Source organism: Streptomyces beihaiensis (assembly GCF_026274175.1).
Taxonomy (GTDB): Bacteria; Actinomycetota; Actinomycetes; order Streptomycetales; family Streptomycetaceae; genus Streptomyces; species Streptomyces beihaiensis.
In genome coordinates this window covers 22666-42255 of the sequence record NZ_JAPHNL010000257.1, presented here as the reverse complement: position 1 = coordinate 42255, position 19590 = coordinate 22666, and the positions used below count along the sequence as shown (strand labels likewise).

21 protein-coding genes and 2 pseudogenes are annotated in these 19590 nt (G+C 68.7%); 14 read left to right on the top strand and 9 right to left on the bottom strand.

Annotation, left to right across the window (positions count from 1 at the left end):
• Positions 1-228: 228 nt before the first annotated feature.
• The 7 genes from OFY01_RS20350 (at position 229) to OFY01_RS20320 (ending at position 5799) form a co-directional block, all read left to right on the top strand.
• Positions 229-456: a DUF3311 domain-containing protein gene (locus tag OFY01_RS20350; RefSeq protein ID WP_266601943.1), complete on the top strand. Its 228-nt coding sequence runs from the start codon at positions 229-231 to the stop codon at positions 454-456.
• The gene (locus OFY01_RS20345) at positions 453-1925 is read left to right on the top strand and encodes a sodium:solute symporter family protein (RefSeq protein ID WP_266601942.1); all 1473 of its coding nucleotides are present in this window, start codon (positions 453-455) and stop codon (positions 1923-1925) included. The genes OFY01_RS20350 and OFY01_RS20345 overlap by 4 nt, the downstream gene beginning before the upstream one ends.
• 813 nt (positions 1926-2738) lie before the next feature.
• The gene (locus OFY01_RS20340) at positions 2739-3170 is read left to right on the top strand and encodes a hypothetical protein (RefSeq protein WP_266601941.1); all 432 of its coding nucleotides are present in this window, start codon (positions 2739-2741) and stop codon (positions 3168-3170) included.
• Between the two features lie 10 nt (positions 3171-3180).
• Positions 3181-3393: a hypothetical protein gene (locus tag OFY01_RS20335; RefSeq protein WP_266601940.1), complete on the top strand. Its 213-nt coding sequence runs from the start codon at positions 3181-3183 to the stop codon at positions 3391-3393.
• A gap of 658 nt (positions 3394-4051) precedes the next feature.
• On the top strand, positions 4052-4438 hold the full coding sequence (locus tag OFY01_RS20330) for a CPCC family cysteine-rich protein (protein WP_266601938.1): 387 nt from the start codon (positions 4052-4054) through the stop codon (positions 4436-4438).
• Positions 4435-5166: a HEAT repeat domain-containing protein gene (locus tag OFY01_RS20325; RefSeq protein ID WP_266601936.1), complete on the top strand. Its 732-nt coding sequence runs from the start codon at positions 4435-4437 to the stop codon at positions 5164-5166. Before OFY01_RS20330 ends, OFY01_RS20325 begins: the two co-directional genes overlap by 4 nt.
• A gap of 3 nt (positions 5167-5169) precedes the next feature.
• A complete protein-coding gene (locus OFY01_RS20320) occupies positions 5170-5799 on the top strand; it encodes a DUF6000 family protein (protein ID WP_266601934.1) in 630 nt (209 codons plus the stop codon).
• Between the two features lie 17 nt (positions 5800-5816).
• Here OFY01_RS20320 and OFY01_RS20315 read toward each other — a convergent pair whose 3' ends face one another.
• The gene (locus OFY01_RS20315; protein ID WP_266601932.1) at positions 5817-6353 is read right to left on the bottom strand and encodes a CbrC family protein; all 537 of its coding nucleotides are present in this window, start codon (positions 6351-6353) and stop codon (positions 5817-5819) included.
• A 254-nt stretch (positions 6354-6607) separates the two neighbouring features.
• On the opposite strand from OFY01_RS20315, the pseudogene OFY01_RS20310 reads away from it, so the two are divergent.
• Positions 6608-7212 (top strand): annotated as a pseudogene (locus tag OFY01_RS20310) (IS256 family transposase); the annotation flags it as partial.
• 172 nt (positions 7213-7384) lie between these two features.
• On the opposite strand, the gene OFY01_RS20305 reads toward OFY01_RS20310, so the two are convergent.
• The 4 genes from OFY01_RS20305 to ychF all read right to left on the bottom strand — a co-directional run bounded on the left by OFY01_RS20305 (position 7385) and on the right by ychF (position 10373).
• Positions 7385-8401: a hypothetical protein gene (locus OFY01_RS20305; protein ID WP_266601930.1), complete on the bottom strand. Its 1017-nt coding sequence runs from the start codon at positions 8399-8401 to the stop codon at positions 7385-7387.
• Positions 8402-8555: 154 nt separating this feature from the next.
• Entirely contained in the window at positions 8556-8810 is a 255-nt protein-coding gene (locus tag OFY01_RS20300; protein ID WP_266601928.1) for a Txe/YoeB family addiction module toxin, read from the bottom strand.
• Positions 8807-9088 (bottom strand): type II toxin-antitoxin system Phd/YefM family antitoxin, encoded by a 282-nt coding sequence (locus OFY01_RS20295; protein WP_266601926.1) that lies wholly within the window; start codon positions 9086-9088, stop codon positions 8807-8809. The genes OFY01_RS20300 and OFY01_RS20295 overlap by 4 nt, the downstream gene beginning before the upstream one ends.
• Positions 9089-9284: 196 nt before the next feature.
• Positions 9285-10373 carry a redox-regulated ATPase YchF gene (gene ychF, locus OFY01_RS20290; RefSeq protein WP_266601924.1) on the bottom strand — a complete coding sequence of 363 codons (1089 nt, stop codon included), beginning with the start codon at positions 10371-10373 and terminating at the stop codon, positions 9285-9287.
• A 335-nt stretch (positions 10374-10708) separates the two neighbouring features.
• On the opposite strand from ychF, the gene OFY01_RS20285 reads away from it, so the two are divergent.
• Complete coding sequence (locus OFY01_RS20285; RefSeq protein WP_266601922.1) at positions 10709-11254, top strand: DUF6542 domain-containing protein; 546 nt, start codon at positions 10709-10711, stop codon at positions 11252-11254.
• A gap of 72 nt (positions 11255-11326) precedes the next feature.
• On the opposite strand, the gene ppgK is transcribed toward OFY01_RS20285, so the two are convergent.
• The gene (gene ppgK, locus OFY01_RS20280) at positions 11327-12076 is read right to left on the bottom strand and encodes a polyphosphate--glucose phosphotransferase (protein ID WP_266601920.1); all 750 of its coding nucleotides are present in this window, start codon (positions 12074-12076) and stop codon (positions 11327-11329) included.
• 29 nt (positions 12077-12105) lie between these two features.
• Entirely contained in the window at positions 12106-13116 is a 1011-nt protein-coding gene (locus OFY01_RS20275) for a 4-hydroxy-3-methylbut-2-enyl diphosphate reductase (RefSeq protein ID WP_266601918.1), read from the bottom strand.
• An 88-nt stretch (positions 13117-13204) separates the two neighbouring features.
• On the opposite strand from OFY01_RS20275, the gene OFY01_RS20270 reads away from it, so the two are divergent.
• The 4 genes and pseudogenes from OFY01_RS20270 to OFY01_RS20255 all read left to right on the top strand — a co-directional run bounded on the left by OFY01_RS20270 (position 13205) and on the right by OFY01_RS20255 (position 17114).
• Positions 13205-14608, top strand: a complete 1404-nt coding sequence (locus OFY01_RS20270) for an APC family permease (RefSeq protein WP_266601916.1) — start codon at positions 13205-13207, stop codon at positions 14606-14608.
• Positions 14609-14865: 257 nt separating this feature from the next.
• Positions 14866-16083: an exodeoxyribonuclease VII large subunit gene (gene xseA / locus OFY01_RS20265; protein WP_266601914.1), complete on the top strand. Its 1218-nt coding sequence runs from the start codon at positions 14866-14868 to the stop codon at positions 16081-16083.
• Between the two features lie 14 nt (positions 16084-16097).
• A pseudogene (locus tag OFY01_RS20260) lies at positions 16098-16325 on the top strand (exodeoxyribonuclease VII small subunit); the annotation flags it as partial.
• Between the two features lie 195 nt (positions 16326-16520).
• The gene (locus tag OFY01_RS20255; protein WP_266601910.1) at positions 16521-17114 is read left to right on the top strand and encodes a malonic semialdehyde reductase; all 594 of its coding nucleotides are present in this window, start codon (positions 16521-16523) and stop codon (positions 17112-17114) included.
• A 139-nt stretch (positions 17115-17253) separates the two neighbouring features.
• Here OFY01_RS20255 and OFY01_RS20250 read toward each other — a convergent pair whose 3' ends face one another.
• Positions 17254-17784: a DUF4245 domain-containing protein gene (locus OFY01_RS20250; protein WP_266601908.1), complete on the bottom strand. Its 531-nt coding sequence runs from the start codon at positions 17782-17784 to the stop codon at positions 17254-17256.
• A gap of 193 nt (positions 17785-17977) precedes the next feature.
• Between OFY01_RS20250 and glpX the strand changes: the two genes are divergently transcribed.
• Positions 17978-19012: a class II fructose-bisphosphatase gene (gene glpX / locus OFY01_RS20245; RefSeq protein WP_266601906.1), complete on the top strand. Its 1035-nt coding sequence runs from the start codon at positions 17978-17980 to the stop codon at positions 19010-19012.
• 93 nt (positions 19013-19105) lie between these two features.
• On the opposite strand, the gene OFY01_RS20240 is transcribed toward glpX, so the two are convergent.
• Positions 19106-19480, bottom strand: a complete 375-nt coding sequence (locus OFY01_RS20240; RefSeq protein ID WP_266601904.1) for a WhiB family transcriptional regulator — start codon at positions 19478-19480, stop codon at positions 19106-19108.
• Positions 19481-19590: the final 110 nt, after the last annotated feature.

Sequence of the window (19590 nt, the reverse complement as noted above, 5' to 3'; positions counted from 1 at the left end):
CGACCGCGGCGTGAATCTATATATTCCCCTAAGCGAAAACAATATTTCGCTACACGGAAGTTACAAAGGACGCTCCGCTTGCCGCTCCGCCGAGGGTCGCTGATCCGACCCCCGGCGGAGGCACCCCACCCGCTCCCGCCCGACCGGCCCCGTCACCACACCTCGCCGCAGACGGCGGAACACCTTTCCCTGGCGGCCACACGGGCCGCCGCAGGAGGTTCCCCTACCGTGAAGTCCGTCCACTTGCTCGGTGTCGCCCCGTTTGTCGGGATACTGGTTGGCATTTTCTTCGCCAACCGCGTGACGCCCTACGTCCTGGGCATGCCTTTCATCCTCTTCTGGCTGGTCATCTGGGTCGTGCTCATCTCGGTGACCATGGCCGTCATCTACCGGCTCGACCCGGCCAATCGCAGCACCCTCCCCGAGTCCGCACAGCCCGAGGAGCACACGTCATGACCGCGCTCGCCATCATCTTCGTCTTCCTCGCCGCCTCGATGGGGCTGGGGCTCCGCGCCCGACGAGGCAAGGACATGGACCTCGAACAGTGGTCGGTCGGCGGCCGGGGCTTCGGCACGATCTTCGTGTTTCTGCTGCTCGCGGGCGAGATCTACACGACGTTCACGTTCCTCGGCGCCTCCGGCTGGGCGTACGGCAAGGGCGCGCCCGCGTTCTACATCCTCTGCTACGCCTCACTGGCCTACGTCATCTCCTACTGGCTGCTGCCGCCGATCTGGCGATACGCCAAGGAACACCGGCTGGTCTCCCAGTCCGACTTCTTCGTCTCGAAGTTCCAAAGCCCGCTGCTCGGCGGACTGGTCGCGCTCGTGGGTGTCGTCGCGATGGTGCCGTACCTCGTCCTTCAGTTGAAGGGACTGGGCATCATCGTCTCGGTCTCCTCGTACGGACACGTCTCCCCGCACTGGGCCATCGTCATCGGCACGGTCGCGCTGACGCTCTACGTGACCGTCTCCGGCATCCACGGATCGGCCTGGACCGCGCTGCTGAAGGACATCGCCATCCTGGCCGTCGTCCTGATCCTCGGCATATACCTGCCGCTGCACTACTTCGGCGGCATCGGCGCGATGTTCCACCAGGTCGACGCGGCCCAGCCGCACTTCCTCACCCTGCACTCCAGCGGGATGAGCCCGGCATGGTTCGCCTCCACCGTGCTGCTGTCGGCGCTCGGCTTCTACATGTGGCCGCACACGTTCGGCGCCTCCTACAGCGCCCAGAACGAGCGGGTGTTCCGCCGCAACGCCATCTTCATGCCGCTGTACCAGCTCGTTCTGCTGTTCGTCTTCTTCGTCGGCTTCGCCGCGATCCTCGTCGTGCCGGGGCTCACGGGCTCGGACACCGACCTGTCGCTGCTGCGGATCACCACCGCGTCGTTCCCGCCCTGGTTCGTCGGTGTCGTCGGCGGCGCCGGACTGCTCACGGCGCTCGTACCAGGCTCGCTGCTTCTGATGAGTTCGGCCACGTGCCTGGCCAAGAACGTGTACCAGCTCGCCCGCCCCGCGAGCAGCGACGCGGACACCGCCCGCCTCGCCAAGAGGCTGGTGCCGGTGATCGCTTTGATCTCGCTGTACTTCGCCCTCAACGGCGGCAGTTCGCTGGTCTCCCTGCTCCTGATGGGGTACGCCCTCGTGACCCAGCTCTTCCCCGCCCTGCTGGCGAGCCTGGCACCACGTCAGCTGGTGACCAAGCAGGGGGCCGCGGCCGGCATGATCGTCGGAGTCGCGGCGGTCATCGTGGTGACGCTCACCGGCACGAGCGTGGGCAGCCTGCTGCCCGGCCTGCCCCAAGCGGTCAAGGACCTGAACGTGGGCGTCATCGCTCTGATCCTCAACTGCGCCGCGATGGCAGCCGTTTCCGCCGCCACCCGACGCACCACCACCACGCTCAGCCCGGCCTCGGTGAGTGTCTGAGACCGCCGTGGACCCGCACGCGCGTCCCTGTACGTCACGTCTCACCGCGCCACTTGCCCGCCGACGAGGTGGCCCGGTCCGCGTCGACAGACGCAGACGCGCCGCGCGGTACGGATGACCTGAAGGTCGGCCGCCCCACTGTCCCAGGTGATCAGCCGGGCCACTGGGGCGCCGACCGTCTTCCCCGGCGAACCCCGCCGGGCTTCTCTGTCTCTCTCCCCTGCGCACGTGACCTGCTCAACTCAGCCGGACGCGGGTCCTGACCCCCGGTGTGTCCGCGTACGTGAGGCGTCGGTCCGGCATCAACGCGCCCTGGACGGACGCGTCGCAGGGTCCGTTCCCACATCCGGGCGATGCTCTTGTGCCGATTGTCGGGACGCGTATGGCGTTGTGCTACGCGGCTGTAACAGCCGACGACGTGGGCGGTCGGCCCGTGCGAGGGTCGACATGTCAGCCGGGGGGCCGCCTCGCAAGGGGCCGGGCTGGCCGCACCGCCACCTGCTCCGGTGGGGACAGCGTCGAGAGTGGAAGAGAGACATCATGCGTATCAGGAATGCCCGTTGGGGAGCGTCGGCGGCCGTGCTGGTCGCCGCGGGGCTCGCGCTGACCGCCTGCGGGCCCGGAGACGCGACGTCTTCGGATGCCTCTTCCGCCACCGGTCCATCGGCCACGGCCACGGCCAGCGCCACTGCCGGCGGCTCCGCCACCGCCGGCCCCGCACACGCCGCCGGCCGGCCCGCCACCACCAAGTCCGCCGCGAGCCACCGGGGTTCTTCCCATGCTTCCCGTCCGGGCGCTGCCACGACGTCCGGAGTGAAGTGCACCGACCAGAGGAACTACGCGGGTGACCCGCGGTCCAACGCCGAGATCAACAGCATCGGCGAGAAGACCGGCACCTGCCCGCCGGTCGACACCTCCGGCCCGAGCCGCGGCTCCGACGGCCACCAGCGCACGCTCGTCGGCAAGCTGAGCTATCTGGCGCCCGGCAAGCTGATCGTCACTCCCGACAACGGCGGCACCAAGCAGGCGTTCATGGTCTCCAACGCCACCAGGATCCTCGGCGCGGCCGCGATCTGCTCCGACACCTACGGCAAGGTGACCATGGACAGCAAGGGCTATGGCACCTCGAAGTGCACCGTCGGCCAGTTGGAGAAGGCCGCGAAGACCAGCGCGGTGACCGTCCGGGTCACTTTGGACTCCACGCTGGGCAAGGCCGAGACCATCGCCGAGAAGTACCACCCGTAGACAACAACCCGTGGACGAGGCGAGTGCAGACGGCACAGCGGGTGGGCCGGGCGACCGGTGGCAGGACGCCGACGACGTCGAGGACACGCTCGACCGGCTCGCCCCGGGCCGCCGAGACCCGCCCGGCCGGAGCGACGCTGGACCTCCCGACGCCCTCGCCCCGCACGGCGGTATCACCCCCGAACACCGAGCCTTGGGACGGCACCACATGTGGGCCGCCTGAACGGTGACGACTTCCGTGTATGCGGCCCGTGGGAAGCAGCCGCCCCGTATGAGCCCGAGCCTGACTGGCTCCACAGGTCAATCGCGACCTCACCGCCGTCCCGGAGCGATTCGCTCCGAACCGCCGCGCAGGCCGCACGAGAGTTTCCCGACCTCGACGACGCCACCATGAAGCCTTGCCCTTGAACCCCGCCCAATGCCCCGCCCGCATCCGACTGGGGCCATCGGCGCCTACAGCGTTCTTCGGGTTCATGGTCGCCGGTGAGACCGGAGAGTGTCGCGAGGCGGACATGGACGACGACGTCCCACTGACGGCGCGCGGCTGCGAGCCGCTTGCGTCCGCCGGTTCGGCTGAGCGGGGTCCGCCGGTTGACGACCTCGGCGGGGCGCGCGGACCGCAAAGGCCGCCCGACTCGCTCCGTCGCAGGTCAGACGGCCTTTCGCCGGGCGTATTACACGTTGAAGCGGAATGTCTGAAGCCTGATCCTGACCTGCGGTGGAGTGCCCTCCAGGGCTCTGACCAGGGATTTCCTCGTTGGCATACGTTGGCTCCCGACGGCCGTTTACGGGTGTCCTGCGGACTGGCTGCGGACTGACCGGGGGCTCCGAGGCGGCGAAATCCCTGGCACACCGGCGGGGCCGGCAAGGACACTGCGCAGGTGAGCGACTCCTACCCCTGCCCGTGCTGCGGGCACCGCGTGCTGGGCGCGATGCCCGGCTCGTACGAGATCTGCCCCGTCTGCTTCTGGGAGGACGACGGGGTCCAGTTCCGCTGGCCGACCATGCCCGGCGGTGCGAACAAGGTCCCCCTGATCGAGGCCCAGCGGAACTACCAGGACTTCGGCGCCTGCGACAAACTTGGCCGGCGGTACGTCCGCCCTCCAGCCGACGACGAGCCCCTCGACCCCGCCTGGCGCCCCATCGATCAGACACGGGACTCCTTCGAGGACTGGGCGGCCGCGGACCGCGCCCCGTGGCCCGACGACCGCTCGGTGCTCTGCTGGTGGCTCCCCACTTTTTGGCGCCGGGACCACTCCGCGTCATGACCTCCCACATCGAGACACTCGTCCAGCAACTCGACGGCAATGCCGACGAGTCCTACGACGCCCGCGCGGAGCTGATCTGGATCGGCGCCGATGCCATCCCCGCCGTCATCGACGGACTGCGTTCCCTCGGCGGCTTCGGTCAGCTGACCGCCGTCGAGGTCTTCGAGGAGGCGGGCGATCCCCGTTGCGGCCCCGCTCTCATCGGCCTGCTGGACAGCGACAACCCGACCGTCCGCGAATGGGCGGCCATGGCCCTGGCGAGCCTGGAGATCGACGGTGCGGTCGAGCCTCTGCGCCGCGCCTATCGCGCCAGCCTGGAACGGGCGACCCCACCGGACTGGACCGAGCCCGTCGGCATCCGCTGGGCCCTGACCGAACTCGGCGCACGCAGCCCCGTCGTCCCGCCGCTCACCGCACGCCTGCGACCCACCACTGCGGACAACGCCCCAGGCTGGCCTTCAGCCCACGTCACCGAGATCATCAACGACCTGGCCGACCACGCCCAGGTGATCCTCTACTCCCAGTTCTGGCGCGTGGACGCCGACGGCACATCCGGCGTCTCCGGCCCCGCCCTGGGCTGGGAACTCGACTGGACTGCGCCCTGGGAGCACCTGGTCGAGGAGTCCCGCTCCTGGTCCCTGCTGGAAGCCTCCGAAGCCCCCGTCGGCGACACCATCTTCGTCGCCCCCACCTGGATCGACCGTACCGACCTGTACCCGGAGAGGTGACCGATGCCGTTCCAGCACCCCGAGGAAGTCGGCTACGGCCATGTGGTCGAGAGCTACGTGACGAGGACGTACGGGGGCCTCCCGCGCTATCTCGTACTGAACGGCGGGCGGTTCCTGGGCCCCCGGTGGTGGCACACCACACGCTTTACCCGGCATCTGATCGCTGACGCCGCCGCGATCAACGACGAGGAACTGGAAGCCCTCCTCGGGTTCGAATGGCGCTCGCGTCTCACCGCCGGCTGGCTGATCGGCGTCGACCGCCGCGAACAGTTCCGAGCACGCATCGGCGACCTGCTCCTGGCCAGCGAGGTCTGCTATTCCGGCGGCGCCTACTGCTTCGCCTTGGCTCGCTTCGGCACACACGCCGACGCTGAGATCCTCACCGCCTACCTCGACCGCTACCTCCCCTGCACCGACCTCCACTACGACCAGCCCGCCGCCCTGGGCGCCCTCCTCCGCCTCGACGCCCTCCTCGGTACCCGCCACGCCGACCGCTTCACGGAGCCCGACGGCCTCTGGGACGAGTGGGTCACGGGCGTGGGGCGCCTCGGCTACCCCGGCTACGCCCCCGCCGAGCAGCGCCGCTGGACGGACCTCCAGTGCGAGTTCGCCAACGGCTGGACTCGGCCGTAGCAGCCGCCTGACTGCGGCTACGTGAAGTCCGTGTACGCCATGTATCGGCCGCATGTGCGGCACATGAAGAGGTAGCCCGTGGGCTGACTGTCCTTGTCCAGAGCACCCAGATAGCTCTCCACCGCCTCAGCAGACCACCCCCACGCGCCAACCTCGCTGCGCAGCGCCTGCAGGGCATCCGGGAACATGGCCAGCTCGGCCATCCCGACCGCCCCCAGGAACGCCGCACCATCACCGCAGTGGAAGAACCACTGCGGGTCCTGCCAGGAGGGGAAGCCCGGCGTACACGCGTCGACGGACATCACGACCTCAAGCGGGACATCGTCCCCGGCCGGGTCACCGATGAAGTGCGCGTCGTACTTCGAAGCGGCGCTGCCATCCGCGATGCACCACGGGCACAGCAGGTTGGAAAGTTCCTCGACCGCGTACACCGGGCCCGTGTAGATGAACCCCCGCGCCCTCCTGCAGCAGAGGCACGTCGTGCTGGACTCAACGACCGCCCCGGTCGCCAAGGGGTCGGGGTGGTAGGGAAAACCGGGCAACTCCTCAGACATGCCAGTCACGCTACCTGCGCACAGGAAGGTCGTGCCGGACTGCACCCGCCCTCGGTCCGAAGGCGGTCATGGCCGCAGCAGCCGAGCCTGCGGGTCATAGCAAACGAGCCCCATCGATGCCGCGAGATCGGCGGCGTAGGCCGAAGCCGATCCCGGGGCGCACTTCCACGGGTGAATACCGCTCCCTGAACAAGTGGCGGGCCATCGCGTAACTCTCCTTGGTGAACGCCCAGTTCAACCATGAGGAGTGAGCGATGACCCTGTCCCAGTCTGAACTGATACGGCTCCTTGAGTCACTACGCGCGACGGACGCAATCGAGCTCATCCGCGTCATCGCCGAGCGGATCCCAAGAGCTGATCGAGGCCGAAGCGACGGCTCATGTCGGCGCCGAGTGGAACGAGCACACGCCGACGCGGACCAACATCCGCAACGGTCACCGCGAGAAGGTGCTCACCACGCTCGTCGGCGACCTGGACCTGGAGATCCCCAAGGTCCGCACCGGCAGCTTCTTCCCCAGCCTGCTGGAGCGGCGCCGCCGCATCGACCAGGCTCTCTACGCCGTCATCATGGAGGCGTACGTGCACGGCGTGTCCGCCCGCAGCGTCGATGACCTGGTCAAAGCACTCGGCGGGGGACAGCGGCATCTCCAAGTCGGAGGTCTCGCGGATCTGCCAGGCACTGGACGAGCCGCTGACCGCGTTCCGCACCCGCCCGCTGGATCATGTCCGCTTCCCCTACGTCTATCTGGACGCGACGTACGGCAAGGCGCGGGTGAACCACCAGATCGTCTCGCGGGCGGTCGTGGTCGCCACCGGCATCACCGAGGACGGCAACCGCGAGGTCCTGGGCCTGATGGTACATCCAGCACCCACTACCGGGACCGCGGCGAGGGAGCTGCCCACCGCCACCTGATCGAGGGCATCATGAGGCAGACGCTACAGCACGCAGCTGCGGGAGATCCCTCGCGCCATGGGAGGTTGAGAATCAACTTCGAGGCCATCAGCCCGGACAGTGTTTTCTCGCCCCGAGATCAGTCGAGCTTCTCGAACGCCGGCCTAGGCGCGATGACCTGCGTTCGCTTTTCATTGATATTGAGCCATGTAGGCGCTTCCACCGACATGAGCTTTCGGTCAACAGCGATTAGATTCTGCTGCGCCGCTTCATTCAGGGCATCAAGTATGTCGACCACCTTCACCTTCCCGTACTTCTCAAGTTGCGCCTGAATCTTCTGCGCCTTCGCACTCGGCTTGTAGTAATAGGGTGCACGATCATGCCTGCCAACTGTCAGAATCGCTTCAGCAACTGCCTCATACGCATCGTTGAACAAGCCCATGAAGCCGTCCGGGTCTGGCAGTGCAATAAGGTGGAGACTGTTCCACCTCTGATATCCCGCCGAAAGGTCCAGGGCCTGCGGAACAATCGCCACCCGGAGCCCGTTACCGTCTTCGAGCTGATGCCAATTACTCTTGATAGTCGCGGCGGCAAACCGCACCTTCTCCGCACTACTCAGAAACAGATCGGTCTTCCACACTTTCTTGATCCGTTTCCGCAACTGAGGTTCGGCGGCGACACCGCGGGCAGCGATCGGCACCCAGGATCCAAATGCGAACGGCCGACCTGACCCGTCAGGCAGCAACACTGCATCACCACTCGCGTTATTAACAACAGCCTCAGTGAATCCGAGATGGCGTGCACGTTCGTGCCCGAACATCAGAGACGTCGGCCTGTCCAAGTCAGCGAATCCCCTGGGGCTCACCTTCCTGAGCGCTTCGCTGACCAGATCGACAACGCGCGGTTCGCCGCCGACAATCGCCTCGTGAACTGCCCACTCAAACCCATCTCCGCGCGATCCCTTGTCACGGTGGAGGCGAGCGAGCTTCGCGAGCTGTCGAAACGTGACATCCACCCGATCGCAATTGAGGTCTTCGAGGTCCGCTTGCGACAATTCATCGAAATGGGCCCTAAGAATTGATCGCGATACCGCGTAGAGAGCGCGACCGTACTCATCAACTGGTTCGGCCTGGCTCAGGAAGGTGACATCAGCCATTCAGCGACTCCCTATTTAGTCACATGGAAGTTGGAACGGGCTCAGCTACAGCGAAGCGGAACGTCGCACGCAGAGATCGCACCTTCGAGAACCAGGTTTCAAGCAAGTCTTCCCAGCGCGGAAGAGGCGCCCCAGCATGCCGAACACTCACCGATCAGTAGTGATATCGGGCGGCGAGGACGACGATCTCCTCGTCCATCACCAGATAGACGAGACGGTGCTCGTCGTCGATCCGTCGCGACCAGGCCCCAGGCAGGTGATACTTCAGCGGCTCTGGCTTGCCGATGCCTGTGAAGGGGTCACGCCTGACATCCTCAATAAGCCTGTTGATCCGGACAAGCATCTTGCGGTCGTTCTTGAGCCAGGACGTGTAGTCCTCCCAGCCCTGGTCCTCGAAGACAAGCCTCACGCGGCACCTGCGTCTGCGTCCGCCGACTCGGGATCGATCAGCTCACGCTCCGACACGTTGATACGTGACAGGGCATTCTCGTACGCCTTGAGCAGCCGCCGGGCGTTCACCGGCGACCGCAGCAGGTAGGAGCCCTCGCGCAGCGCGGCGTAGTCTTCGGCCGAGACAAGCACGGCGTTGCCGCGCTTGGAGACGATCTCGATGGCCTCGTGGTTCTCGTTGACCTTCTTGATCAACGGAAACAGTTCCTTGCGGGCTTCGCTCGCGGTTATAGACATGGCCCAACACTCCCATCAAGTGGTACCTGATAACGTACCACTCTCGGCGTTACCCGAGAGGGGAAATAACTGATGGTCAATCAGCTAACCCAGCACCCATCCAGCACGGGACAAGACTAGGGGTCCACCTCTGGAGAGATGGACCCCTTATGACCTGCACATTTGACAGATCAGCGTCGTGCTGGCATGTCACCCGCTACACGTTGAAGCGGAACTCCACCACATCCCCGTCCTGCATCACGTAGTCCTTGCCCTCCATACGCGCCTTGCCCGCCGCCCGCGCGTCCGCGACCGAGCCCGTCTCGACCAGGTCGGTGAAGGAGATGACCTCGGCCTTGATGAAGCCCTTCTGGAAGTCGGTGTGGATGACACCGGCTGCCTCGGGGGCCGTGGCGCCCTTCTTGATGGTCCAGGCTCGGGCCTCCTTGGGGCCCGCCGTGAGGTAGGTCTGCAGGCCGAGGGTGTCGAAGCCGACGCGGGCCAGGGTGGCGAGCCCCGGTTCCTCGGCGCCCACCGACTCAAGCAGTTCCATGGCGTCGGCCTCGTCGAGTTCGGCGAGGTCGGCCTCCAGCTTGGCGTTGAGGAAGATCGCCTCGGCCGGGGCGACCAGGGCGCGCTGCTCGTCCTTGAAGGTGTCGTCGGTCAGCTCGTCCTCGTCGACGTTGAAGACGTAGAGGAACGGCTTCGTCGTCAGCAGGTGCAGGTCGTGAAGGTGCTCGTTGCGCTCGCTGCCCTGGACGATGCCCTGCGAGAAGAGGGTGTCGCCGCGCTCCAGGATCTCCTTGGCCTCCTCGACGGCCTTGACCTTCGGGGCGACGTCCTTCTTGATGCGCGACTCCTTCTGGAGGCGCGGCAGGACCTTCTCGATGGTCTGGAGGTCCGCGAGGATCAGCTCGGTGTTGATCGTCTCGATGTCGTTCTTGGGCGAGATCTTGCCGTCGACGTGCACGACGTTCTCGTCCTTGAAGGCGCGGATGACCTGGCAGATCGCGTCGGACTCGCGGATGTTCGCCAGGAACTTGTTGCCCAGACCCTCGCCCTCGCTCGCACCGCGCACGATGCCCGCGATGTCGACGAAGTCGACCGTGGCCGGGAGGACGCGCTGCGAGGTGAAGATCTCCGCCAGCTTGGTCAGACGGGCGTCCGGGACGCCGACCACGCCGACGTTGGGCTCGATGGTCGCGAACGGGTAGTTGGCCGCGAGCACGTCGTTCTTGGTCAGGGCGTTGAACAGGGTCGACTTACCGACATTCGGCAGACCGACGATTCCGATCGTGAGCGACACGTTGCGACTTCCCGTACGTGGTGGGCGCTGATGGCCTTGGACTGGGCGATCCACCAGTCTACGGCCTCGGCGTCGCTCACCCCGACGACGTATCGAACACCCGGCCAAGGAGAGTCAAGGTCGGTCGATACGCGTGTCCTGCCGCCCATTCCGCACATAACCCGACCTATGTTGTGCATGTGGAGCAACCCAGGACGCGTTCCCCTCAGATTCGGCCCCGTCGCACGGCCCCGCTTCCGCCGCAGGCTCAGGGCGGGCGGGGTGGTGCGCGCGCCGGCCATCAGGCGGGCGGCTCCGGCTCCGTGCACCGGGCGTCGGTCCGGCGGCACCGGCCCATGCCGCCGCTCGTGCAGGTGCTGCGCCGTTTTCCCGATCCCCGGCTGACCGGGCTCGGCAGCGGGCTGTTCTGTGTCGCCGCGATGCTCGGGGTGGGGCTCGCCGACCGGCTCCTCCTCGACGGCTCCCCTGGCGTGTACGGGGTGCTGTTCGTACTGGTCAGCGCGGTTACGGCGAAGTGGGTACGGAAGGCCGACCTCGTGGCGGCGCCGGTCGTCGTGCCGCTCGCGTTCGCCGTGGGGGCGCTGGCCATCGCCAAGGGGTCGGGCGGCTTCGGCGGGCAGGTGATGGGGCTGGTGACGGCGCTGTCCCTGAACGCGGGGTGGCTGTACTGCGGCACACTCGTGGCCGGTGTGATCGTGACCGTGCGCAAGGTGCGGTTGATGGCGCGGCGGGCGGCGGCGCGGCGGGCCGGTGATCAGCAGGCGCCCGCGCCTCGACGGGGCGGGGACGGTGCTCGTGGGCCGAGGGGAGCCGGCGGGGCCAGGCCGCATCGCGGCGCGGCCTCCTCCCGCACGCCCGGCCCTCGGCGCCGCCCCGCGTGACCAACGCCGCGCGCGACCACCCGGTCCCCGGCGCCGCACCGCCGGACCACCGGACCACCGGACCAAACAGCTCTACGCGCGCGATGCCGCCATCGCCGCGCCCACGATGCCCGCGTTGTTCTCCAGCTCGGCCGGGACGATCTCCGCCTCGATGCCCTTGATCAGCGGCAGGAACTTGTGGGCCTTGCGGCTGACGCCGCCGCCGATGATGAAGAGTTCGGGCGAGAACAGCATCTCCACGTGGGCCAGGTACTTCTGGACGCGCTTGGTCCAGTGCTCCCAGCTCAGGTCGTGGTCCTCCTTGGCCTTGGTGGAGGCGTGCTTCTCCGCGTCGTGCCCGTTCAGCTCCAGGTGGCCGAGCTCCGTGTTCGGGACGAGCTCGCCGTCGGTGAACAGGGCGCTGCCGATGCCCGTACCGAACGTGAGCAGCAGCACCGTGCCCTTGCGGCCGCGGCCCGCGCCGAAGTGCATCTCGGCGACGCCCGCGGCGTCCGCGTCGTTGAGGATCGTGACCGGCAGCCCGTCGAGACGCTCGCTGAGCAGGGCGCGGGCGTCGACGTCGATCCAGCCCTTGTCGACATTGGCGGCCGTACGGATCATCGCGCCGCCGGTGACGACGCCGGGAAACGTGATGCCGATCCGGTCGGGGATGTCCCCCGTGAAATGACCGACGACTTCTCTGACGCCCTCGGCCACCGCCTCGGGCGTGGCCGGGTGCGGGGTCAGCACCTTGAACCGCTCCTGGGCGAGATCGCCGCGCATCAGGTCGACCGGGGCGCCCTTGATCCCGGATCCGCCGATGTCCACACCGAAGATCTGCATGACCCCACGTTACGACGCGGGACCGACAGTCACTTCTCGGTGGCGGAATCCTGCACGAGCGCCGCGGCCTCCGCGCGCAGGTCGCGGCGGAGCTCCTTGGGCAGCGAGAAGGTGATGGACTCCTCGGCCGCCTTGACGATCTCCACGTCCGCGTAGTCGCGCCGCGACAGCCACTCCAGGACCTCCTCGACGAGGACGTCGGGGACGGAGGCGCCGGAGGTGACGCCGACCGTGGTCACGCCGTCCAGCCATGCCTCGTCGATCTCGTCGGCGAAGTCCACGAGGTGCGCGTCCGCGGCGCCCGCCAGCTTCGCCACCTCGACGAGCCGCTTGGAGTTCGACGAGTTGCGCGATCCGACGACGATGACCAGGTCGGACTCGGCGCCCATCTGCTTCACGGCGAGCTGACGGTTCTGCGTGGCGTAGCAGATGTCGTCGCTGGGCGGCGAGACGAGCCCGGGGAACTTGGCTTTCAGGGCGTCGACGGTCTCCATCGTCTCGTCGACCGAGAGCGTGGTCTGGGAGAGCCAGACGACCTTGTCCGGGTCGCGGACCTCGACCTTGGCGACGTCTTCGGGGCCGTCGACGAGCGTGATGTGGTCGGGGGCCTCACCGGAGGTGCCGATGACCTCTTCGTGGCCCTCGTGTCCGATCAGGAGGATGTCGAAGTCCTCCTTGGCGTAGCGGACGGCTTCCTTGTGGACCTTGGTGACCAGCGGGCAGGTCGCGTCGATGGTGGCGAGCCTGCCGCGCGCGGCCTCCTCGTGCACGGTCGGCGCGACGCCGTGCGCGGAGAACATGACGATGGCGCCCTCGGGCACCTCGTCCGTCCGCTCGACGAAGATCGCGCCCTTCCGTTCCAGGGTCTGCACGACGTACTTGTTGTGGACGATCTCGTGGCGGACATAGATCGGGGCCCCGTACTGCTCAAGGGCCTTCTCGACGGCGATCACGGCACGGTCCACACCGGCGCAGTAGCCACGGGGGGCGGCGAGCAGGACGCGGCGGGAGCCAGTCGTAGCAGCAGTCATGTCTCCCATCGTAAGGGCGGGCGGGCCCGCTCCGAGATGCGGCGTCCGGGCCCGTACTGGGAGTCTGGGCACGGGCTACGTCACAAACGGAGGCACGATGTCCGCCGACACCGCCGACACCGCGAACGGACCTGGCGACCTGGAGGGGGCCGCCCTGCGGCGCAGTCTGGGCTTCCGGGACCTCGTCGTCTACGGGCTGCTCTTCATCGCCCCGATGGCCCCCGTGGGCATCTTCGGCACCCTGGACGCCAAGTCGCACGGGGCGGTCGCCCTCGTCTACGTCGTCGCCACGGTGGCCATGGGGTTCACCGCATTCAGTTACGCCCAGATGGTGCAGGTCGCGCCCCGTGCGGGGTCGGTGTTCGCGTACGCGCGCGTGGGGCTCGGGAACGAGGCCGGGTTCGTCGCCGGGTGGATGGCGATGCTCGACTACCTGCTGATCCCCGCGGTGGCGTACCTGTTCTCCGGGATCGCCATGAACTCGCTGGTCCCGTCGGTGTCGCGGTGGGTGTGGACGGCGCTGGCCGTGGCGATCACGACACTGCTCAACCTGTGGGGTGTGCGGGCCGCGGCCCGGGTCGGTTTCCTCGTCCTGGCGATGGAGATCGTGGTGCTGCTCGTCTTCGTGGTCTCGGCGATCGTGGTGCTCGCCAGGGACGGCGCCGAGCGGGGCTGGCTGTCGCCGCTGTCCGGGGACGGCACGCAGGGCGCGTTCGCGCTGTCGGCGGTGGTGGGCGCGGTGTCGGTCGCGGTCCTGTCGTACCTGGGCTTCGACGCGATCGCGACATTCGCCGAAGAGGTGACGGGGGGCTCGGCGAAGGTGGCGCGCGCGGTGCTGTTCTGCCTGGCGCTGACGGGTGTGCTGTTCGTCGCGCAGACCTATCTGGTGGCCCTCCTGGAACCGACGACCTCCGCGCGGCTGGCCGCCGATCCGGCCAAGCAGGGCTCGGCGTTCTACGACGCCGTGGACGCCTCGGTCGGCGGGTGGCTGCACGACCTGGTGGCGGTGAGCAAGGCGATCGGTGCGGCGTTCGCGGCGCTGGCCGGGCAGGCCGCGGCCGGACGGCTCGTCTTCGCGATGGCACGCGACCGGCGGCTGCCGAAGGCACTGTCGCGTACGGACTCGGGTGTGCCACGGGTGGCGCTGCTCGTGGCCGCGACGATCACGCTCGTCGCGGCGGTGTGGGCGGCGAGCCGGGACGACGGGATGGACAAGCTGGTCTCGGTCGTCGACATCGGCGCGCTGACCGCCTTCACGATGCTGCACGCGAGTGTGGTGGGCTATTTCGCGGTACGGCGCCGGGGCGGGCCGGTGAGCTGGTGGCGGCACGTGCTGGTGCCGGTGGTCGGCGCGGCGATCACGGTGGCCGTGATCGTGGAGGCGTCCGGCACGGCGCAGGCCGTCGGCGCGATCTGGCTGGCGATCGGGCTGGCCGTCCTGGTCGCGCAACGCGGCCGCCCGGAGCCGCCGTACACGCCGCACGGCAGCCATGCCGACTAGGCAGCGTCTTCAGAATCCAGGCAGAGCCCAGGCGCGGGTGCGGGTGCGGATACGGGTGCGGGTGCGAGTGCGGATATGCGTGCGCGTGGGGGTACGAGTGCGGGGCGGGTGCGGCTACGGCTACGACTGCGGCTACGGCTACGGCTACGGCTACGGGCTGGTTGGCCGCGTAGGTCGCCGCGCTCCTTGAAAGGCTGCCCGGCGGCCCGGGAACCCGAGGTCGCCGCGTTGTCAGCGGCGCCGGATACGCTCACCGCATGGCTGTCAACACGTCCGCGGACGCCCCGCTGCCCGTCGGCGAGGTCTCGCGGCTCATCGGGGGATGGATCGACCGGCTGGGCGCCGTGTGGGTCGAGGGGCAGATCACGCAGCTGTCCCGCAGACCCGGCGCGGGCGTCGTGTTCCTGACCCTGCGCGACCCGTCGTACGACATCTCGGTCTCGGTCACCTGCTACCGCAAGGTGTTCGACGCGGTGGCGGACGTGGTCCGCGAGGGCGCCCGGGTCGTCGTGCACGCGAAGCCGGAGTGGTACGCGCCGCGCGGCCAGCTCTCGCTGCGCGCCGCCGAGATCCGGCCGGTCGGCGTGGGCGAGCTGCTCGCCCGCCTGGAGCAGCTCAAGAAGGCGCTGGCCGCCGAGGGTCTCTTCGCGGTCGACCGGAAGAAGCCGCTGCCGTTCCTGCCGCAGCTCGTCGGCCTGGTCTGCGGCCGCGCGTCGGCGGCCGAGCGTGACGTCCTGGAGAACGCGCGGCACCGCTGGCCCGCTGTCCGCTTCGAGGTGCGCAACGTGCCGGTGCAGGGCGTGCACGCCGTGCCACAGGTCGTCCAGGCGGTCAAGGAGCTCGACGCGCGCGAGGACGTCGACGTGATCATCGTGGCGCGCGGCGGCGGCAGCGTGGAGGATCTGCTGCCGTTCTCGGACGAGCAGCTGGTCCGCGCGGTGGCCGACTGCCGTACGCCGGTGGTCTCCGCGATCGGCCACGAGCCGGACAACCCGCTGCTCGACCATGTCGCGGATCTGCGCGCCTCCACGCCGACCGACGCCGCCAAGAAGGTGGTGCCGGACGTCGGCGAGGAGTACGAGCGGGTGCGCCACCTGCGCGACCGGGCCCGGCGCACCGTCGAGGCGCTGGTCGAGCGCGAGGAGCGGGGCCTGGCGGCGGCGCTCGCCCGCCCCTCGATAGAGGACCCGCACCGCATGGTCGACGAACGTGAGCAGCAGGTCGCGGCGCTCACCGAGCGCGGCCGCCGCACCCTGGGCCACCTCCTGGACCGCGCGGAGTCGGACCTGACGCACACGCACGCGCGCGTGGTCGCCCTCTCCCCCGCGGCGACGCTCCAGCGCGGCTACGCGGTGCTGCAGCGGGCGGACGGGCACGTGGTGCGCGACCCCGGCGAGGTGACGGCGGGCGAGGAACTGCGCGCCAGGGTCGCCGGAGGCGACTTCACCGTACGAGCAACAGCGGAAGAAGCATGAGGACGGGCATCAGCATGACGACGAAGACGGCAGACCAGGCGCTCGGCTACGAGCAGGCACGCGATGAACTGATCGATGTCGTACGGCAGTTGGAGGCCGGAGGCACGACGCTGGAGGAATCGCTCGCGCTGTGGGAGCGCGGCGAGGAACTGGCCAAGGTGTGCCGCCGCTGGCTGGACGGCGCCCGCGCCCGCCTCGACGCGGCCCTCGCCGCGGAGAGCACGGAGGAGCAGACCGGGGAGGGCGACGGCGACGGGGGCGAGGCAGGGAACGGGAAGAGGAACGGCGAGACGGACGGGGAGAGGGACGCGGAGGGGGACGGGGAGTAGACCGGCGGTGGCGTGAACCGGGTCACCCGAGGGTTTGTTGAAAGTTTAAGCTTATTGGCCTATGGTCGGACGCATCAGGCTCCGTCCGTACCGAGAAGGTTGAACACGATGTCTCTCGCCCTTGACCCCACCGCCCAGGATCTGCTCTTCCGCGAGGCCCGCACCGCGAACACGTTCACCGACGAGCCGGTGACCGACGAGCAGATCGAGGCGATCTACGACCTGGTCAAGTACGGCCCCACCTCGATGAACCAGTCGCCCCTGCGCGTCACCCTGGTCCGCTCCCCCGAGGCCCGTCAGCGCCTGGTGAACCTGATGTCCGACGGAAACAAGGAGAAGACCGGAAAGGCCCCGCTGGTCGCGATCCTCTCCGCGGACAACGAGTTCCACGAGGAACTGCCCACCCTCTTCCCGCACTTCGAGGGCGCCAAGGGCATGTTCGACGGCATGGGCCGCGAGGCCCGCGAGCGCCAGGCCGGGCTCAACGCCGCGCTGCAGGCCGCGTACTTCATCGTCGGCGTGCGCGCCGCCGGGCTCGCCGCGGGCCCGATGACCGGCGCCGACCTCGAGGGCATCCGCAAGGAGTTCCTGGACGACGACCACACCCCGCTCATGGTGGTCAACATCGGCAAGCCGGGCGAGAACGCCTGGTTCCCGCGCTCTCCGCGGCTCGCCTACGACGAGGTCGTCACGACCGTCTGAGCCACAAGCCCGATCCGAGCCGCAAGCCCGAGAGGGGCTCCCCGCCGCCGCGCGCCGGGAGCCCCTCTCTCGCGTTCCCACGCCTGGCGTTCACCGCCCGCGGGTCGCCCTTTGCCTGCCGGCCGCCGCCGTTCGTCCGTCAGCTGCCCCGCTTCATGCGCAGCGCCTCGGCCATCTTCGTCAACTGGCCGAAGTCCGCGGTGCCGGTCACGACCGTGGCGGAGCCCTTCTGGCGCAGCACCAGGGCGTCGTACTTGTCACCCTTGTAGCGGCGCCACTCCTCGCCGCCGATCCGCTGCGTGCGACTGGTCTCCTCGGCGCCCTGGCTGGCCTGCGAGATGAAGGCCGCGGAGTTGTCGGCCGACTGCTCGACGGCCACGTACTGCCCCCGCGGGTCGAGGAAGCCCAGGTGCCAGGACTGGTGATCCTTCTCCTGGTAGTCCACGGAGGTCGCCTTCCACGTGCGCGGAAGCCCCTCGGGCGCGGCGACCGGGTACGAGGCGGTACGGCGCGCCGTCAGCAGCGCGACCCTGTAGTCCTTGCGGGCCACCGGGGCGCCCTTGGAGTCGTCGTGCGGCACGAACAGGTAGATCACCCCGGCCGCGAGGACGCAGACGCCGAGCGAGAGCACCATGCTGCCGACTGTCTTCTTGCCATTTCTTGCTGCCACGCACCCCATCGTCGCAGGCCCGCCGACGATCACCGCCGGGAGGGCCACGAAGACGCGTGACGACCGGATGGGTGCGCTCATCCGTGGGGCGGTCTGCTCAGATTGTCGTACGGGCGATAGAGTCGGCTCCGTCAACCCTCATCCGGCCGTCGTCGTATCCCGGTGCCCTGCCGGAACAGAAAGGTGCGTCTCGATGACCGAGCATCACCAGCTGCCGTCCGAACTCGAGGTCCCTTCGGAGGCCCCCGACCGCAACCTCGCCCTGGAGCTCGTCCGGGTCACCGAAGCCGCGGCGATGGCCGCGGGCCGCTGGGTCGGCCGCGGTGACAAGAACGGTGCCGACGGCGCCGCCGTGCGCGCGATGCGCACCCTCGTCTCCACCGTCTCCATGAACGGTGTCGTCGTCATCGGCGAGGGCGAGAAGGACGAGGCGCCGATGCTCTTCAACGGGGAGCGGATCGGTGACGGGACCGGACCCGAGTGCGACATCGCCGTCGACCCGATCGACGGCACGACGCTGACCGCCAAGGGCATGCCGAACGCGGTCGCCGTGCTCGCCGCCGCGGACCGCGGGACCATGTTCGACCCGTCCGCCGTGTTCTACATGGACAAGCTGGCCGCCGGGCCCGAGGCCGCGGACTACGTGGACATCAACGCGCCGACCGCGGTCAACATCCGGCGGGTCGCCAAGGCGAAGGGCGGCTCGCCCGAGGACGTCACCGTGGTCATCCTGGACCGGCCGCGCCACGAGAACCTGATCAAGGAGGTCCGCGAGGCGGGCGCCCGGATCAAGCTGATCTCGGACGGTGACGTCGCCGGTTCCATCCTGGCCGTGCAGGAGGAGAAGGGCGTCGACCTGCTGCTCGGCATCGGCGGCACGCCCGAGGGCATCATCAGCGCCTGCGCGATCAAGTGCCTGGGCGGCACGATCCAGGGCAAGCTGTGGCCCAAGGACGAGGCCGAGCGGCAGCGGGCGCTCGACGCCGGCCACGATCTGGACCGTGTCCTCACCACGGACGACCTGGTCTCCGGTGAGAACGTGTTCTTCGTCGCCACCGGCATCACCGACGGTGAGCTGCTGCCGGGCGTGCGCTACAGCTCCGAGCGGGCGCACACGTCGTCGCTCGTGATGCGGTCGAAGTCCGGGACGATCCGGCAGATCGACTCGACGCACCGGCTGAGCAAGCTCCGGGCCTACAGCGCGATCGACTTCGACCGGGCCAAGTAGTCCGGCGGACGTGCTGGCGCGGCGCCCTGCTTTTTCTGTGCGGGGCGCCGCGGTGCGTCAGTTCCGCGGTGAGCGCCGCGCGCCCCTGACGGGTCAGCCGGCCGCAGCCGCCACCGTGGATCGCGCGGCCTGGCTCAGTTCCATCTCGCGGCGCCTGCGGCGGGCCAGCACCACTCGGCGCTCGGCTGCCGTCAGGCCGCCCCAGACGCCGTACGGTTCCGGTTGCAGCAGGGCGTGTTCGCGGCACTCGACCATCACGGGGCAGCGGGCACAGACCCGCTTCGCCGCCTCCTCCCGGGCCAGGCGGGCCGCCGTGGGCTCCTTGGAGGGCGCGAAGAAGAGACCGGCCTCGTCGCGCCTGCACACCGCCTCCGTGTGCCACGGGGCGTCCTGATCCCTGTCCCTGACTGGCTCGCGCTGCTGCGGTACGGCGGTGACCTTCAGGGACTGATGCGGCGGGTGCAGCACGGTCTACTCCTGACGACGGCTTACGACGGCTTCGCGAGCGGGAGACGATCGGTAGACGATGCACGAAGCTCTACCCGCTGTATCGGCGCCTATGCACTGAGTTCCGAAGC

What these genes read in the sequence shown, in the direction of transcription:
- OFY01_RS20345 (WP_266601942.1), top strand. Translation starts at nt 453, where the DNA reads ATGACCGCGCTCGCCATCATCTTCGTCTTCCTCGCCGCCTCGATGGGG.
- OFY01_RS20325 (WP_266601936.1), top strand. Translation starts at nt 4,435, where the DNA reads ATGACCTCCCACATCGAGACACTCGTCCAGCAACTCGACGGCAATGCC.
- OFY01_RS20320 (WP_266601934.1), top strand. Translation starts at nt 5,170, where the DNA reads ATGCCGTTCCAGCACCCCGAGGAAGTCGGCTACGGCCATGTGGTCGAG.
- OFY01_RS20315 (WP_266601932.1), bottom strand. Translation starts at nt 6,353, where the DNA reads ATGTCTGAGGAGTTGCCCGGTTTTCCCTACCACCCCGACCCCTTGGCG.
- OFY01_RS20305 (WP_266601930.1), bottom strand. Translation starts at nt 8,401, where the DNA reads ATGGCTGATGTCACCTTCCTGAGCCAGGCCGAACCAGTTGATGAGTAC.
- OFY01_RS20295 (WP_266601926.1), bottom strand. Translation starts at nt 9,088, where the DNA reads ATGTCTATAACCGCGAGCGAAGCCCGCAAGGAACTGTTTCCGTTGATC.
- OFY01_RS20285 (WP_266601922.1), top strand. Translation starts at nt 10,709, where the DNA reads ATGCCGCCGCTCGTGCAGGTGCTGCGCCGTTTTCCCGATCCCCGGCTG.
- ppgK (WP_266601920.1), bottom strand. Translation starts at nt 12,076, where the DNA reads ATGCAGATCTTCGGTGTGGACATCGGCGGATCCGGGATCAAGGGCGCC.
- OFY01_RS20275 (WP_266601918.1), bottom strand. Translation starts at nt 13,116, where the DNA reads ATGGGAGACATGACTGCTGCTACGACTGGCTCCCGCCGCGTCCTGCTC.
- OFY01_RS20270 (WP_266601916.1), top strand. Translation starts at nt 13,205, where the DNA reads ATGTCCGCCGACACCGCCGACACCGCGAACGGACCTGGCGACCTGGAG.
- xseA (WP_266601914.1), top strand. Translation starts at nt 14,866, where the DNA reads ATGGCTGTCAACACGTCCGCGGACGCCCCGCTGCCCGTCGGCGAGGTC.
- OFY01_RS20255 (WP_266601910.1), top strand. Translation starts at nt 16,521, where the DNA reads ATGTCTCTCGCCCTTGACCCCACCGCCCAGGATCTGCTCTTCCGCGAG.
- glpX (WP_266601906.1), top strand. Translation starts at nt 17,978, where the DNA reads ATGACCGAGCATCACCAGCTGCCGTCCGAACTCGAGGTCCCTTCGGAG.